The organism is Actinorectispora metalli (assembly GCF_056323685.1).
This window is the reverse complement of sequence record NZ_JBREYE010000001.1, coordinates 2,485,052-2,500,308: the sequence shown is the minus strand read 5'-3', so window position 1 is coordinate 2,500,308 and position 15,257 is coordinate 2,485,052. Positions and strand designations below refer to the sequence as shown.

Annotated in this window: 15 protein-coding genes; 7 read left to right on the top strand and 8 right to left on the bottom strand. The window is 70.2% G+C overall.

Annotated elements, in window-relative coordinates:
• Window positions 1-82 precede the first annotated feature (82 nt).
• Together ACU6XJ_RS11695 and ACU6XJ_RS11690 are read left to right on the top strand one after the other, a co-directional pair.
• A complete protein-coding gene (locus ACU6XJ_RS11695; RefSeq protein WP_476309676.1) occupies window positions 83-646 on the top strand; it encodes an RsiG family protein in 564 nt (187 codons plus the stop codon).
• Entirely contained in the window at window positions 643-1,590 is a 948-nt protein-coding gene (locus ACU6XJ_RS11690) for an asparaginase (RefSeq protein ID WP_476313948.1), read from the top strand. The genes ACU6XJ_RS11695 and ACU6XJ_RS11690 overlap by 4 nt, the downstream gene beginning before the upstream one ends.
• A gap of 51 nt (window positions 1,591-1,641) precedes the next feature.
• Here the strand turns inward: ACU6XJ_RS11690 and ACU6XJ_RS11685 are convergent, their stop codons facing one another.
• The gene (locus tag ACU6XJ_RS11685) at window positions 1,642-2,520 is read right to left on the bottom strand and encodes a DUF8083 family protein (RefSeq protein WP_476309674.1); all 879 of its coding nucleotides are present in this window, start codon (window positions 2,518-2,520) and stop codon (window positions 1,642-1,644) included.
• Between the two features lie 264 nt (window positions 2,521-2,784).
• Here ACU6XJ_RS11685 and ACU6XJ_RS11680 point away from each other — a divergent pair, with 264 nt between their 5' ends.
• Window positions 2,785-2,976, top strand: a complete 192-nt coding sequence (locus ACU6XJ_RS11680; protein WP_476309671.1) for a DUF3073 domain-containing protein — start codon at window positions 2,785-2,787, stop codon at window positions 2,974-2,976.
• A 323-nt stretch (window positions 2,977-3,299) separates the two neighbouring features.
• Here ACU6XJ_RS11680 and purM read toward each other — a convergent pair whose 3' ends face one another.
• The 3 genes from purM to ACU6XJ_RS11665 all read right to left on the bottom strand — a co-directional run bounded on the left by purM (window position 3,300) and on the right by ACU6XJ_RS11665 (window position 7,037).
• Entirely contained in the window at window positions 3,300-4,388 is a 1,089-nt protein-coding gene (purM, locus tag ACU6XJ_RS11675) for a phosphoribosylformylglycinamidine cyclo-ligase (protein ID WP_476309668.1), read from the bottom strand.
• Between the two features lie 189 nt (window positions 4,389-4,577).
• Entirely contained in the window at window positions 4,578-6,104 is a 1,527-nt protein-coding gene (gene purF, locus ACU6XJ_RS11670; RefSeq protein WP_476313946.1) for an amidophosphoribosyltransferase, read from the bottom strand.
• Between the two features lie 204 nt (window positions 6,105-6,308).
• Entirely contained in the window at window positions 6,309-7,037 is a 729-nt protein-coding gene (locus ACU6XJ_RS11665; protein WP_476309665.1) for a maleylpyruvate isomerase N-terminal domain-containing protein, read from the bottom strand.
• Window positions 7,038-7,156: 119 nt separating this feature from the next.
• On the opposite strand from ACU6XJ_RS11665, the gene ACU6XJ_RS11660 reads away from it, so the two are divergent.
• Both ACU6XJ_RS11660 and ACU6XJ_RS11655 read left to right on the top strand, forming a co-directional pair.
• Entirely contained in the window at window positions 7,157-7,474 is a 318-nt protein-coding gene (locus tag ACU6XJ_RS11660; RefSeq protein ID WP_476309662.1) for a hypothetical protein, read from the top strand.
• On the top strand, window positions 7,471-9,462 hold the full coding sequence (locus ACU6XJ_RS11655) for an alpha/beta hydrolase (RefSeq protein ID WP_476309660.1): 1,992 nt from the start codon (window positions 7,471-7,473) through the stop codon (window positions 9,460-9,462). The genes ACU6XJ_RS11660 and ACU6XJ_RS11655 overlap by 4 nt, the downstream gene beginning before the upstream one ends.
• Window positions 9,463-9,496: 34 nt before the next feature.
• On the opposite strand, the gene ACU6XJ_RS11650 is transcribed toward ACU6XJ_RS11655, so the two are convergent.
• The 4 genes from ACU6XJ_RS11650 to ACU6XJ_RS11635 all read right to left on the bottom strand — a co-directional run bounded on the left by ACU6XJ_RS11650 (window position 9,497) and on the right by ACU6XJ_RS11635 (window position 12,076).
• Window positions 9,497-9,832, bottom strand: coding sequence for a hypothetical protein (locus ACU6XJ_RS11650; protein WP_476309657.1), 336 nt, complete (start codon window positions 9,830-9,832; stop codon window positions 9,497-9,499).
• Window positions 9,829-10,680: a helix-turn-helix domain-containing protein gene (locus ACU6XJ_RS11645; protein WP_476309654.1), complete on the bottom strand. Its 852-nt coding sequence runs from the start codon at window positions 10,678-10,680 to the stop codon at window positions 9,829-9,831. The genes ACU6XJ_RS11650 and ACU6XJ_RS11645 overlap by 4 nt, the downstream gene beginning before the upstream one ends.
• 100 nt (window positions 10,681-10,780) lie before the next feature.
• Window positions 10,781-11,158 carry a sterol carrier family protein gene (locus ACU6XJ_RS11640; protein ID WP_476309651.1) on the bottom strand — a complete coding sequence of 126 codons (378 nt, stop codon included), beginning with the start codon at window positions 11,156-11,158 and terminating at the stop codon, window positions 10,781-10,783.
• 99 nt (window positions 11,159-11,257) lie between these two features.
• Window positions 11,258-12,076 carry a DUF2382 domain-containing protein gene (locus ACU6XJ_RS11635; RefSeq protein WP_476309648.1) on the bottom strand — a complete coding sequence of 273 codons (819 nt, stop codon included), beginning with the start codon at window positions 12,074-12,076 and terminating at the stop codon, window positions 11,258-11,260.
• A 192-nt stretch (window positions 12,077-12,268) separates the two neighbouring features.
• Between ACU6XJ_RS11635 and ACU6XJ_RS11630 the strand changes: the two genes are divergently transcribed.
• Complete coding sequence (locus tag ACU6XJ_RS11630) at window positions 12,269-14,152, top strand: glycoside hydrolase family 15 protein (RefSeq protein ID WP_476309645.1); 1,884 nt, start codon at window positions 12,269-12,271, stop codon at window positions 14,150-14,152.
• A complete protein-coding gene (locus ACU6XJ_RS11625) occupies window positions 14,149-15,198 on the top strand; it encodes a glucose 1-dehydrogenase (RefSeq protein ID WP_476309642.1) in 1,050 nt (349 codons plus the stop codon). Before ACU6XJ_RS11630 ends, ACU6XJ_RS11625 begins: the two co-directional genes overlap by 4 nt.
• Window positions 15,199-15,257: the final 59 nt, after the last annotated feature.

Below are 15,257 nucleotides of genomic sequence, written 5' to 3'. Positions count from 1 at the left end.
AAGTGTCACATCACGTCTTATGGGGGATGAATTGCGCATTTAGGTGTTTACCCTTGGGCGCATCATCGGACAGGATGGTGTCGTGATCGAGGTACGTCCGGGCGGTCGGCGTCGCATCGACCGAGTGTTGGCCCCGGACTTCACCGAAGGTATTGAGCAGGGTGCCCTGGACGAGGTCCGCGCCCTGCGAGACGACGCAGCGCAGGAGGAGACCGACCTGTCCTACCTCCGGCGCCTGCTGCACGCCCGGATCGACATCGTCCGGGCCGAACAGCAGCGCAGGAGCGTCAACGGCAGTGCGTCGGTCGTCGAGCAACTCGTCGGCATCCTGTCGCGCAACGCCCTCGGCCCCGCCACCGGGCTCGGGCGCTACCAGACTCTGGAGCCTTCCCGCGCGGAGGCACACCGCCGGCATGTGGAGGCACTGGTGTCCTCCGTGGACTTGTCGGACGTCACATCGCTGTCCGAGCAGAAACTGAATGAGGCGCTGCGCAGCTACATTGCCGAGGAAGAATCGGTGTCGCAGCGTCGTCGCGAAGTGCAGGCGGTGGTGGATCGGCTCAACGCCGAGATCGCCCGCCGCTACCAGCATGGTCAGGCCTCCGTGGACGAGCTGCTCGCAAAGGAGCGCGAGGAGGAGTCCTGAGCAGCCCGCTTGTCGAGGTCGTCCGGTCCGGTTTCCGCGAGGGCACGCACCACGGTTCGGTGGTGCTCCTCGATCCGGATGGCCGCCCGGTGCGCGTCATCGGTGAGGTCACCGAGCCGATGTTCCCGCGCTCCAGCAACAAGCCCGCCCAGGCCGTCGGCATGCTCCGGGCCGGGCTGAGCCTGCCCTCGGAGGAAGACCTCGCGCTGGCCGCCGCCTCCCACAACGGCGAGGACGCCCACGTCAACCGGGTGTTGGCGATGCTGGACCGCAGCGGTCTGACCGAGGACGATCTGCGCTGCCCCGCCGAGCCCCCGCTGTACGTCTCCGGTGTCGACGCGCTGCCGGATCGGCGCTCCGCGGCCCGCAGGGCGGCCATGAACTGCTCCGGCAAGCACGCCGCCATGCTCGCCACCTGCGCACAGCTCGGCTGGCCGACCGACTCCTACCCCGAGGCCGCCCATCCGCTGCAAAAGCAGCTTCGGGAGACCGTGTCGGATTTGGCGGGCGAGGATGTCGCGGCCACCGGGGTGGACGGCTGCGGAGCCCCGGTCTTCGCGATCTCGCTGACCGCGCTGGCCCGCACCTTCCTGCGGCTGGTCGGCGATCCGGAAGGCACCGACACCCGCCGGGTGGCCGATGCCATGCGGGCGCATCCGTTCCTGGTGGCGGGCACCGACCGGGAGGACACCCGGCTGATGGGTGCCGCGCCCGACGTGCTCAGCAAGGGCGGCGCCGAGGGCGTCTGGGTGGCCGCCGCGCCCGGTCTCGGCGCGGTCGCGGTGAAGATCGACGACGGCGCGGCCCGCGCCCGTTTCCCGGTGCTGGTCGCCGGCCTGCGCGCGCTCGGCGTGCCGGGCCTGGACGAGCTCACCGAACTGCCGCTGCTGGGCGGTGGACGTCCGGTGGGCGTGGTGCGGGTGCTGGACGGGCTGTTCGGCTAAGAGGCTCCGTCGATAGGGCATGCCTGCCGTGCCTGCCGGATTGCGGAGCCTCTAGTTCTCGCGTTCGTGGGCGGCCAGGCCGCCCCAGAACTCCCGCAGCCGTCCGTAACGGGCGGCGACCTCCTCGGGCTCGCCGTCGGCCAGCGCGGAGATCGCCGCGTGCACGTCCTCCGCCGAGGTGTCGGCGGCCAGGTCCTCGTCCGTGAGCAGCTGCACGAGGCCGCCGTAGTCCAGTTCCACCGCCGAACCCGGGTGGAAGTGCTCCAGCCAGTCCAGGGCGTGCTGGAGCAGCTGTGCGGGGCCATCGGGGCCGAGTGCCTCGTCGACGATGGAGTGGGCGTGCCTGCCGCGCTCACGCACCTCGGAGATCGGGCTGCGCCAGCACACCTGGCGGCCGGGATCATGCTGCGGCGCGAGTTCGACGTGCCTGGCCTTCGGGTCGAACAGGGCGAACCAGGGCAGCGGCACGCTCCAAGTGGAGGTGACCACGTGCGCGGCGGCGGGCAGTTCGGACAGCACGCCCGCCACCCTGGCCCGCACGGTCTCCTCCGGCACCGGGAAGACCGCGGCCCGCAGTGCGGCGGGCGCCTCGGAAAGGAAGCCCGCGAGACCCGCCGCGCTGCGTTGGCGGAGATCCAGTGGGCATACCAGTGGGCCATTGCTCGACGCCTCGTTTTCGGGCGCCAACTGCTCCGGGTACAGCACGAGCACATCGATCGGACCCGCGCTGCGGTCGGCGGGCAGCAGGCGGACCGGAGCTGCCAACTGTGATTGCAGCCACACCTGACGTTCACGGTCGCCGACGCCCGCCGAGGGCAGTCCGCCGATCTGGAGGCTGCGGCGCAGCCTGGCCCGCATCGGCGCGTCGAACGCATCGAGGGGTTCGTACACCCGGAGGTAGGCAACGAAGGGACGCGGCACGCCGCGCATAGTGCCACGATTCCGGCCGGATGCCGCTGCCCTGTCCCGAGTTGAGGCGAGGTCGAGTGCCTCGGGACACCTCGGCGTGGCCGTCCGAAACGGACTCCGTGAGCGGAGGAGAAAGTTAGGCCAACATCACGCACGTGTACTGCGGGCGCCACGTCGCATCAAACCCGGTCGACACGGTACGGTAGTTACTAGGAAAAGATGTCGAGTTGAGCGGGGCCGCCGATTTCCCCCGGCCGCCCCGCCCCTGTGCGAGGGGGTCGAGCCATGGGGCGCGGCCGAGCAAAGGCCAAGCAGACAAAGGTTGCCCGAGAGCTCAAGTACAGCTCCCCCACCACGGACTTCGCCGCCTTGCAGCGTGAGCTGTCGGGACCGGAGACCCGCGGTGGAAACCACACGTCTGACGACGACCGCTTGGACGAAGCGCACGACGACGGGTATGACGACTACCGGCGTTGACACCGCTTTACAGCAGGACGTCTTTCGCAGCAAGAGGTAGCGCGGGTAGTGGCTGCCCCGGGGATGTGTCCCAGCGCAGTGCTATCCGCGTCGCTTCTTTGATCACCGATCAACCGAGCACACCACTCGGCCACCCGCGTGCCTCTGGCGCTCCACGCTGCCCGGAGAACGCCGCGGTCACGGGTTCGGTGGCTTGGACCCGGAATCCGGGCTCAAGCCGCTGAATCGACCCCGCAAGACGATCTGCGCTGCCTCATGCCCGCACCAGGACAGCATTCAGCGACCGAGCCTCAAGCGGGAGGTCGGTCGCTGAACCGGTCCGGTCAGAAGCGGGGGTGGTTGCCGCGGAGGAGGACGCGTTCTTCGGTGCCGACCTCGTCGACGGTGTTGCTCTTGCACACCTCGCCGACGACCCAGGCGGGCACGTGGCGGGCGGTGAGCACGGCCAGGGCGCGGTCGACGTCCTCGGGGGCCACCACGGCCACCATGCCGACGCCCATGTTGAAGGTGCGTTCCATCTCGGCGCGCTCGATCTTGCCGCGGTGCGCCAGCAGCATGAACACCGGGGCAGGCGTCCAAGTGCCGCGGTCCAGCACCGCGGTCAGACCCGGCGGGATCACCCGCGCCAGGTTGCCCGCCAGCCCGCCGCCGGTGACGTGGGCGAAGGTGCGCACATCGGTCTCGGCGGCCAGCGCGAGGCAGTCCTTGGCATAGATGCGGGTGGGCTCCAAAAGCTCCTCGCCCAGGGTGCGGCCGAACTCCTCGACCTGGCCCTCCAGCGGCATCCGGCCGATCTCCAGCAGCACGTGCCTGGCCAGCGAGTAGCCGTTGGAGTGCAGACCCGAGGAGCCCATCGCGATGGCCACGTCACCGGGACGCACCCGCGCCGGGCCGAGCACCGCATCGGCCTCGACCACGCCGATGCCGGTGGCGGAGACGTCGTAGTCGCCGTCGGCCATCATGCCGGGGTGCTCGGCGGTCTCGCCGCCCAGCAGGGCGCAGCCTGCCTGCACACAGCCGTCGGCGATGCCCTTGACGATGCTCGCGATGCGGTCGGGGATGACCTTGCCGACGGCGATGTAGTCCTGCAGGAACAGCGGTTCGGCGCCGGAGACGACCAGGTCGTCGACGACCATCGCGACCAGGTCGATGCCCACGGTGTCGTGGATGTCCAGCGCCTGCGCGACGGCGATCTTGGTGCCGACGCCGTCGGTGGACGCGGCGAGGACGGGGTCCTTCCAGCGGTCCAGCTTGAGCCGGAACAGGCCCGCGAAGCCGCCGATGCCGCCGAGCACCTCGGGGCGGCTCGCCTTCTCCGCCCACGGCCGCAGTTTCTCCACGGCCTCCTCACCGGCCTCGATGCTCACGCCTGCGCCGGCATAGGTGGCATTGCTCTCGGTCGGCGGTGTCACGGCAGAAGAACTCCATCTTGTCGCTGGTCGCGTGCTGCGGTAGCAGGCGAGTGAACACGCTAGTCGCTTCCGCGTCCGCGCGGCGAGGACGGTCGGGGTGTTCAGTGCACGGTGAATCGATACGTCAGGCGGGTTCGCCTGGCATAGACCACTGTGGCGGGATCGGCGTGTCGGATGTCGCACACCCCGTCAGGGCCTGCGGAGCGCCTCCTCGGCGCCGTAGCCGTTGGACAGCACCGGCGTCGGCTTGATGTCCACACTTTCCAGCAGGTGCTTGCCCATGAGTGCCTCATCGGGCAGCGGGATCGGGTAGTTGCCGTCGAAGCAGGCCGAGCACATGCGGCTCTTGGGCTGCTCGGTGGCGGCGATCAGGCTCTCCAGCGAAACGTAGCCAAGTGAGTCGGCGCAGATCGACTGGCGGACGCCGTCCAGGTCGAGGCCGTTGGCGATGAGTTCGGCGCGGGAGGCGAAGTCGATGCCGTAGAAACAGGGCCAGCGGACCGGCGGCGAGGCGATCCGGACGTGCACCTCGAGGGCGCCCGCCTCGCGCAGCATGCGGACCAGCGCCCGCTGGGTGTTGCCGCGGACGATCGAATCGTCCACCACCACAAGCCGTTTGCCGCGGATGACATCGCGCAGCGGGTTCAGCTTGAGCCGGATGCCCAGCTGGCGGATGGTCTGCGAGGGCTGGATGAAGGTGCGGCCCACGTAGGAGTTCTTGACCAGGCCCTGGCCGTAGGGGATGCCAGAGGCCTGCGCGTAGCCGATGGCGGCGGGCGTGCCGGACTCGGGCACCGGGATGACCAGGTCGGCCTCGACCGGGAACTCCGCGGCCAGCCGCCTGCCGATCTCCACCCTGGTGGCGTGCACCGAGCGGCCGGAGATGTTGGCGTCCGGGCGGGCCAGGTAGACGTATTCGAAGATGCAGCCCTTGGGCTCGGGGTTGGCGAACCTGGTGCTGCGCAGGCCGTTCTGGTCGATGGCGATGAGCTCGCCGGGCTCGATCTCGCGGACGAAGTTGGCGCCGACGATGTCCAGCGCGGAGCTTTCGCTGGCCACCACCCAGCCGCGTTCCAGCCTGCCGAGGCACAGCGGGCGAACGCCTTGCGGGTCGCGGGCGGCGTAGAGGGTGGACTCATCGGAGAACACCAGGGAGAACGCGCCGCGCAGGGTGGGCAGCAGCTCGGCGGCGGCCTGCTCGATGCCCTTGTCGGCGGCGGTGCCCGCGAGCAGCGCGCACATCAGGTCGGTGTCGCTGGTGGCCAGCATGCCGTCCTTGGTGCGCGGCAGCAGGTCCAGTTCGCGGACGCGGGCCAGCAGGTCGGCAGTGTTGACCAGGTTGCCGTTGTGCGCCAGCGAGAGGCTGGTGCCCGCGGAGGTGGTGCGGAAGGTGGGCTGGGCGTTCTCCCAGCTTGTGGAGCCGGTCGTGGAGTAGCGGCAGTGCCCGACGGCGACGTGTCCGCGCAGCGAGGACAGCACCTGCTCGTCGAAGACCTGGCTGACCAGGCCCAGGTCCTTGTACACCACGACCTGGGTGCCGTCGCCCACCGAGATTCCCGCTGCTTCCTGGCCGCGGTGCTGCAACGCGTACAGGGCGTAGAAGGCGAGCTTGGAGACCTCTTCGCCGGGGGCCCAGGCACCGAAGACACCGCACTCTTCACGCGGGATGTCGTTCTCGATGGCTGCTGCCTTGTCGCCGTGGCCTGCCGGGGTCACCGGTACGGATACCACCGAAAAACTCCCTCGCACTGCTGGGGGTCGGAGTCCGACTGCACTCCGAGTGTAAGTCGAACGGCGCAGTGTTCACCGGCTGATGTCACGTGCGTTACCCGGAAACGCGATAAGTGGTAGCCCAGGTGCGCCCAACGCCTTGCGCGCACAACGAATTGGTCACTATCGCCCGTGACCTGCGGTGACGGATCAGACGCGGAGCGCGTCGAGTATCGGCTGGGCTCCGGTGCCAGGCAGTTCGATCCGGCCGCGGAGCCCGTAGAACACGGTGCTCGCCCGGCCGCGCACCGCGGCGTCCACCACCGGTTCACCATCGGGTGGGGTGACTTCCGGCACTCCGCCCTCGGCGAACCGCACCAGCCAGCGGTGAGGGGTGTCGGTACACGACACCAGCGCCGTGCCTGTGGTCGCCGGAGTCACGTCGGCGGTGTACTTGGCGGCCAGCAGGGTGCCCAGGACCTCGTCCACCCCGTCGGCGGCCAGTTCGGGGTCGGTGGGGACGAGCGTGCGCAGCGCGGACTGGGCGTCCCAGCGGCGGAGGGTGAGCTCGTGGGCGACCCGGCGGTGCCAGAACCAGGCCAGCCGGGGCGCGGTCGGCGAGAACGTCCACACCGGGCGGTTGCCTGGTACCGCGGACAGTACCGTCTCCGCCACCGCGAGCTGTTCGTCCAGGTAAGCCAGCGGATCAGGCACCTCGCGCCGCGGCGGCGGGGGCAGCTGTTCGGTGCTGCCGCTGCGCAGGTAGTCCGTGGCTACGTGCAGAAACCGGGCGACGTGCAGGGTGAGGGTGGCGAAGTCCCAACCGGGGCAGGACGGCACCGGCAGCCCCGGCTGCACGTCCCCCACCGCTTCCCGGAACAGGCGGGCCTGCGCGCGGGCGGCCTCGGTCCAGCGTTCCGGCGTCCACTGCGCGCTCACAGCGCGCATTGTCCCGTGTCCAAGGGGTGTGCGCGCAACTGGGAGATCCTTTGCGCCCGCAACGGAACCGACCCGCGGCGTGCCGACGTCAGAGCCTGGCGACGATGCGGAGGCTTGCGATGACTGACTTCCAGGTGACCCCGGCGTCCTTGCGGACGGCATCAACCCACTTCTTCTCCGGAGCCGATGCCGTTGACGACGGCGGCTACCTGCTCGGCCACGTCCAGCTGGACTCCGCCGCGCTGGGCGAACTGCCCGCGGCCGCCGAGTTCGCCACGGCGCTGGCCCGCTTCGGCGGCACCCACGCCGAGGACCTGCGCAAGGGCGCGGCCTGGCTGCTGGAGACCGGCAACGGCCTGGTCAGCACCGCCGACACCTACCAGGAGACGGACCTCGCGCTGCGGGACACCTTCGGCAAGGCGGGCGGTGCGGCATGAGCGACCCCGAGGCCATCTACCGCAGGCTCGCCACCGGCGACGCCGCCAGGATCGCCGCCGCGGCCGATCCGCTGACCGGCGCCATCAGCGCACTGGACCGCGCGGGCGGTGCGGTGAAGCGCGGCGGCAGCGAGGGCGGGCAGTCCTGGACGGGCGGGGCCGCCGATGCGTTCAAGGCGCGCGGTGAGGCCGGCGCCGCCGCGGTGACCGCGGCATCGGCCCGACTCGCCGACGGTGTCCAGGTGGTGCGGGCCGCCGCGAGCGGCTACGGCAGCGTGCGGGGCAAAGCCGACGAACTCATCGCGGCCTGGCGCAACCGGCCACGCACCGCCGAGCAGAGCCCCGAGGCGCAGCGCAGGGAACGGCAGTTCGCGGACACCATCGCCGCGGAGCTCACCGCCATCTCCGACAGCTGGGAGCAGTTGCTCCGCTCCCTGGCGGGTCAGCTGGGCCGCTCCGAGCCGGGCTTCGCCTCCGTCGCGGCCGGCAGCGCGTCCTGGCAGAACCTGGCGGCGCAGTCGGTGAGCATCCCGCCGCTGAACACAGACCCGCGTGAGGTCGCCCGCTGGTGGGCCGCGCTGTCGGCAGGCGAGCGGCAGCGGCTGATGGTGACCCGCTTCGACGAGCTTGGCAGGCTGCGCGGGCTGCCGACGCCGGTGCGGGGCGACGCCAACCGCCGTCGGATCGCGGCCGACCAGCAGCGCTTCAACGACCGCGTGCAGGCCCTGAACGAGCGCATCCGGGCCAGGGCCGAGGCGCTGGGCCTGCCCGCAGACGCCGATGGCGAGCAGTTGCGCGAGGCCAACGACCTCGAGCTGTCCCGGCTGCTGGACGAGCGCCAGGACGCCAAGCGGCAGGCCGACAACGCCCGGTTCGCGAACGACCGCCTCCAGGAGGCCGAGCGACTGGCGGGCGAGCGGGGGATCGATGGCGTGTACGTGCTGGGCTGGGAGCCGGACGGCCCCCGCGGACAGGGCGGCATGGCGGTGGCCTTCGGCAACCCCGACACCGCCGACCACCTCGCGGTCGCCGTGCCCGGCACCGGTTCCAGCCTGGAGAACTTCGCGCTGGGGCATGCCGCGGACCTGCGGGCCGAGATGGACGCGAGCAATCCCGGTGGGAAGCACGCCACCATCCAGTGGCTGGGCTACGACGCGCCGGACGCGATCACCAGCCTCCAGGTGTCCCAGGACGACCAGGCCAGGCAGGGCGCGCCGAATCTGGTGGCGGACGTGAACGGCTACCGCGCCGCTGCGGAGGTCGGCGGGCACCGGCAGCACCTGACCGTGATCGGCCACAGCTACGGCAGCACCGTGGTGGGCCATGCGGGCATGCAGGGCCTGGCCGCCGACGACATCGCCTTCGTCGGCTCACCCGGGGTCGGGGCGTCGAACGCCGACCAGCTCTCCGCGGGCAACGGCCACGTCTGGGCGGGCGCCACCGAGCACGATCCGGTCGTCCAGCTGACCAGCGGCGATTGGTTCACCGCCGACGGTTCCTCCACCGGCCCCTACGACGACTCTTTCGGCGCGAAGTCCTTCGGCACCCCCGACGACACCTTCGGCCCCTCCGCCCACTCGCGCTACTACGACCCTGGCTCGGAGTCGCTGCGCAACCTGGGCAACATCGCCACCGGCGGCTACGGCGAGGTGACCGGCCAGCGCTGGCAGGATGACCCGCTGCCGCCGGAACTGCCCGGTTCGGACCTGCCCGGCATCGGGCCGGTGATCGACGCGGGCGGCAACGTGGTCAAGGAGACCCTGGACGCGGGCGGCGAGTTCATCGAGGCGGGCGGCGACGCCTTCGACAAGGCCCTGGACGGCGACTTCTCGGGCGCGGGCGGGGAACTGCTGGACGGCGCCAGGGAGGCGGGCAAGGACGTCGTGGACGCCACGGTGGGCACGCTGGGCGATGCGGGCGAGCTGATCCGCGACGGCGTCGAGGGACTCGGCGGCGCCTGGGACAACACGGTCGGCCGTCTGTTCTGAACGGAGTGGATGCGGCACATGATCCATGCCGCTCTCACCCCGCGATATCAGCCTTGGTGCAGTCCTTCAGCGATACCGGCTTGCGCTCGCTGGCGGGCTCCTGGCGGATGGTGACGGTGCAGTTCAGCTCGTCGCCCACTTTGGTGCCCTCGGGGAAGGCGGAGCGGTTGACCTTGAACTGCGTGCCGGACTGCCAGAATTCCCGTACCGCGTCGTCGTCCAATCCGGTGACCACCTCGACCTCGGCGTTATCGGAGTCGACCAGCCACTGCACCCGGATCTTGGTCGGCCCCTCGGCGATCACCGAGCCGACCTCGCCGGAGCAGCCCGCGGCCAGCACGAGCACGCCGATCAGCAGGGTGCTCCTCACGGGGCTAGCTCGGCGATCATGCGGTGCAGGAAGGCGACCGAGTCCTCCGGGCTGTGCGCCATGGCGCGAAGCTGGTCGAAGGCTTCTGCGTAGTCGCGGACCTCGGCGACCCGCTCCAGGATCATGGTCTGGCGCAGGCTTTCCACGTACACCACCTGGGGATCGTTCTGATCGGCGAACTCCAGGATGACGAACGGCCCGCCCATGCCGGGATGCGCCCCCGCGGCGTAGGGCAGCACCTGCACCGTGACCTGGGGCAGTTCGCAGACCTCGGCGAGGTAGGTGAGCTGGCGGTACATCACGTCGGGGCCGCCGACGATGCCGCGCAGCGCCGCCTCGTCCACGATCGCCCAGATCCGCAGCGGGTCCTCGGCGGTGACCCGCTGCTGGCGGATCAGCCGCGCCTCCACCCTGCGCTCGGACTCGCTCTGCGCGGCGTGGGGGCGCATGCCCTTGGTAAGCGCCAGCGCGTACTCCTCGGTCTGGAGCAGGGAGGGGATGATCCGGAGTTGGAACTCCCGCAGCGTCCGGGCGGCGGCCTCGAGACCGACATAGGTCTGCGGCAGCACATCGCGGTAGGCGTCCCACCAGCCGCGTTCCTTGGCCTCGGTGGTGAGCTCGAGCAATGTGGCGGCCTGTTCTCCGTTCACGCCATAGAATTCCAGCATGCGGGACACATCCACGGCCCGCACCGGCTGCCGCCCGGTCTCGATCCGGCTCACCGTCGCGGTCGACCGCTCCAAATGGGCGGCGACCTCTTCGATCTTCTTCCCCGCCGCTTCACGGTACTTGCGCAGCTCAAGGCCGAGCCTGCGTCGGCGGACGGTTGGACTTTCCAGTGGTGCCACCGTTTACCTCCGCAGCGGGAATAGCGGGATTGGCTCAAAGCTAAGATAAAAGCCGTTTCTATGTAAATACACCATGAGAACGACGTCTGCCAATGGCAAATTAATAGCGCAGCAGCGGCAGATAATCGGCGAGATCGGCACGCGCACCGGAGGCACGAATGGTCCCATCGGCGACCGCCTCCCGCCAGGTGAGCAACCCGGTCGCCAGTGCGAGCCAGGTCCGGGGGTCGGTCTCCACCACGTTCGGCGGCGTGCCCCTGGTGTGCGCGGGCCCTGTGATGCACTGCACCGCCGCGAACGGCGGCACCCTCACCTCCACGCTGCGCCCCGGCGCGAGTTGCTCCAGCGTCCGGAGACTCAGCCGCACCGCGGCCGCCAATTCGGGCCGCGCGGGCTGCTCGCCTCCCCGCAACCACGGCAGCACCGCCTCGACGGCGGTGCGCAACTGCAAGGGATCGACCCGGGTTCGAGGCGGCACACCTTCACGGTAGCCAACAAAGTGAGTGCGGCACCCGGCCCATGAGGACCAGGTGCTGCACTCGCTCTTCGCGGGAGGTTTCAGTCGATGCCGGATGCGTCAACGCCGGTCACGGCGCTGGTGATCACGGTCGCGGGCCTGCTCGTCGACGTCGACGTGCTCCTTGCGGACCTTGCCGGACACCGTCTGGTCCTCGGTGACGGTCTCCTTGGTCAAACGCACGCGCTCCTTCGGGACCACCTCGGTCTCCACGCGCGGGCGCTCCTCGCTCAGCGTGACCTCGTACTCGGACTCGGTGATCTCCGGTCCGCTCATCGCACGGTCGCGGTTGGCCTCGGTGATCGGCTCACGCTCCAGCCGCACCTGCTCCTTGCGCACGGGCACGGTGACCTGCTGTTCCTCGGTGGTCACGTACTTGCGCAACCGAACCCGGCCGGTCTCGACCCGCTCGGTGCCGACCTTGAGCTGCTCCTCCGACACGGTCATCGCGTCGTCGCGTTCCCGGCCTCGACCGGGAGCGGGCTTGGCCGCCTGCTGCCGGGTACCCGCGGCCGCCGTGGTGGGCGCGGTCTGCTGCTGCCCCCGCGTCTGACGCGGCATCGCGTAGTCGATGTTGTAGTGCCGGTAAAGCTGGCGCTCTTCCTCGGCCGAGAGGTGGCCGCCGTCGGTGTCGACGGTGGGCGCGTCCTTCACAGCCTCCTTGGTAACGCCGACCTGGAGGGTGTCACCCTGCATGCTGGCCTTCTGCAACGGGACGAAGCTCTCCTTCGTGCCGAACCAGCCGGTCCGAACGGTGACCCACTCCGGCTTGTTGGTCGCGTCGTCGAGGTAAACCTGCCCGGCTGTGCCAATCTTTTCGCCACGGGCGTCGCACACCGAGTGGCCGAGAATCTGCGGTACGTTCCTCTGGTCGATCATGTTTCCGCCTCCAACTGGTCTCCGCCATCGTTTGCCCGGTGACCAGGCCGGATACGCTGAACGACCGCTCAGGGCCACGATCGGGTTACCGCAGGAGCACCTGTCCCCATACCTGTAGGTGAACTTTTAGTAACGCCGTTTCCGAATTTCCTCCGGGTAGCAAAGATCGCCCGCGGCCCATAACGTCACGTTGTGACCGACGGCATCAACACCGAGCCCGGCCGTATCGAGGACTACGCGCTCCTGTCCGATCTGCGCACCGCGGCGCTGGTCGGCAAGGACGGCTCCATCGACTGGCTCTGCCTGCCCCGATTCGACTCACCGTCCTGTTTCGCCCGGCTGCTCGGTGACGAGCAGAGCGGCCGCTGGCTGATCGCCCCCACCGCGCCCGTGACCGAGGTCCGGCGGGCCTACCGGGACCACACGCTGGTGCTGGACACCGAGTTCCACACCGAGGACGGCGTGGTGCGGCTGACCGACAGCATGCCGCCACACCCCAAGAACGCCGATGACGAACCCTGCGTGGTCCGCGTCCTGGAATGCCTGCGGGGCAGCGTCGAGATCCGCATGCGCTGGGTGGTCCGCTTCGCCTACGGCGACTCGACGCCCTGGGTGCGGCGCACCCGCACCGACCACGACGAGTGCATCCTGGCCATCGCGGGCCCGCACACCGTGGTGCTGCGCGGCGACCGGCTGCCGAACCGGGTGCCCGGCGAACGCGCGCACGCCGGGGTGTTCACCATCCACGAGGGCGAGCGGCTGTCCTGGCTGATGCAGTGGGTGCCATCGGAGCGCGACCTGCCCGCACCGCTGGACCCCGAGCAGGAGACCAGGGACAGCGAGGACTTCTGGCGGGAGTGGGTGGGCCGGATCAACTACACCGGCCCGCACGCCGATCTGGTGGCCCGCTCGCTGGCCACGCTCAAGGCGCTGACCTACGCCCCCAGCGGCGGCATCGTCGCCGCGCCGACCACCTCGCTGCCGGAGACCCACGGCGGGCAGCGGAACTGGGACTACCGGTACTGCTGGCTGCGCGATGCCACCTTCACGCTGCTGGCGCTGGACAACTTCGGCTGCGCCGAGGAGGCCATCGCCTGGCGGGACTGGCTGCTGCGGGCCATCGCGGGCGACCCGGCGGATATGCAGATCATGTACGGCGTCCAGGGCGAGCGGCATCTGATCGAGTGGGAGTGCGACTGGCTGCCCGGCCACCGCGGCGCCAAGCCGGTGCGGGTCGGCAACCTGGCGTACCGCCAACGCCAGCTTGACGTCTACGGCGAGGTGATGGACGCCCTGCACCTGGCCCGCGAACGCGGCCAAACCGAAAGCGCGGACTCCTGGGCACTGCAGCGCGGCATGATGGCGCACCTGGAGAAGATCTGGCACCTGCCCGACAAGGGTCTGTGGGAAGTGCGCGGCCCCGACCGCCATTTCACGCACAGCAGGGTGATGGTGTGGGTGGCCTTCGACCGCGCGGTGCGGGCGGTGCGCGACCACGACCTGCCCGGTCCGGTGCGGCGCTGGGAGGAGCTGCGCGACGAGGTGCACGCTGAGGTGCTGGCCAAGGGCTGGAACGCCGACCGCGGCGCGTTCACCCAGTACTACGGCGGCCACGAACTGGACGCCAGCACCCTGCTGATCCCCTCGGTCGGCTTCCTGCCCGGCGACGATCCCCGCGTGGTGTCCACTGTGGCGGCCATCGACCGCGAGCTTCGGCACGGGGACCTGGTCAACCGCTACTCCACCGACCCCGGTTTCTCGGAGGTGGACGGCCTTGTCGGCCAGGAGGGCGCCTTTTTGGCCTGCTCCTTCTGGCTGGTGGACGCGATGTCCATGGCCGGGCGCCGGGACGAGGCGGAGGCCATGTTCGGCAGGCTGCTCGGCCTGGCCAACGATGTGGGGCTGTTCGCCGAGGAGTACCACGCCGACCCGGACATCGCCGCCGAGGCGGGCCGGTTCGCGGGCAACTTCCCGCAGGCCTTCAGCCATCTAGCGCTGGTCAACAGCGCCGCCCAACTGTTCGGCGGGCATGTGCGGCACGAACGCGACAGGCACAACGGGGAGGCGGCGCGGTGAAGGCGGCGATGGTGGTGCCGGGAAAGCCGGAGCTCTCCGGCGTCGAGGAACTGCCCGATCCGGCGCCGGGCGCGGATGAGCTGCTGGTGGAGGGCCTGCTCGTCGGGGTGTGCGGCACCGACGTGGAGATCGTCCGCGACGGCTACGGCACGCTGCCCCGCGGCCGGGAGGCCATGGTCGGCTTCCACGAGTCGCTCGGCCGGGTGCTGGCGGCGCCCGCGGGCAGCGGTTTCGCCGTGGGCGATCTCGTGATGGGCGTGGTGCGCAGACCCGATCCGGAGCCCTGCGGGGCATGTGCCAGGGACCAGTGGGACTTCTGCCGCAACGGCCAGTACACCGAGCGCGGCATCAAGGAGCTGGACGGCTACGGTGCCCAGCGCTGGACGGTGGAGACCCGCTTCGCGGTCAAGGTCCCGGCCGCCCTTGGCGAGCTCGGGGTGCTCACCGAGCCCGCGTCGGTGGTGGCCAAGGCCTGGGAGCAGGCCGAGCTGATCGGCAGCCGCAGCTACTTCGAGCCGCGCGTGGCGCTGGTGACCGGGGCGGGGCCGATCGGGCTGCTTGCGGCGCTGATGGGCAGGCAGCGCGGCCTGGAGGTGCATGTGCTGGACCGGGTCAGCGAGGGCCCCAAACCGGAGCTGGTGCGTGGGCTGGGCGCTGTGTACCACCGCGAGTCGGTGACCACGGTGGACGTCGAGCCGGATGTAGTGATCGAGTGCACCGGCGCGCCGGAGGTGGTGTTCGGCGTGCTGGGCGGCACCGCGCCCAACGCGGTCACGGTGCTCACCGGCATCACCAGCGCCCACCACACCGTGCAGGTGCCGGGGAAGCTCAACAACGAGCTGGTACTGGAGAACGACGTGGTGGTGGGCAGCGTGAACGCGGGCCTGCGCAACTACCACCAAGGCGCGGCGGCCCTCGCCGACGCCGACCCGGAGTGGCTGCGCGGCCTGATCACCCGCCGGGTTCCCTTGGCGGAGTGGCCCACCGCCCTGGAGCGGGAGCGAGACGACATCAAAGTCGTGATCGACCTGGGTTCACCGGCTTAGCGCCCTAAACCCGTCCTGCGACCCCAGGACTCCCGGTTCAGGGCGCTGAACCGGGAGTA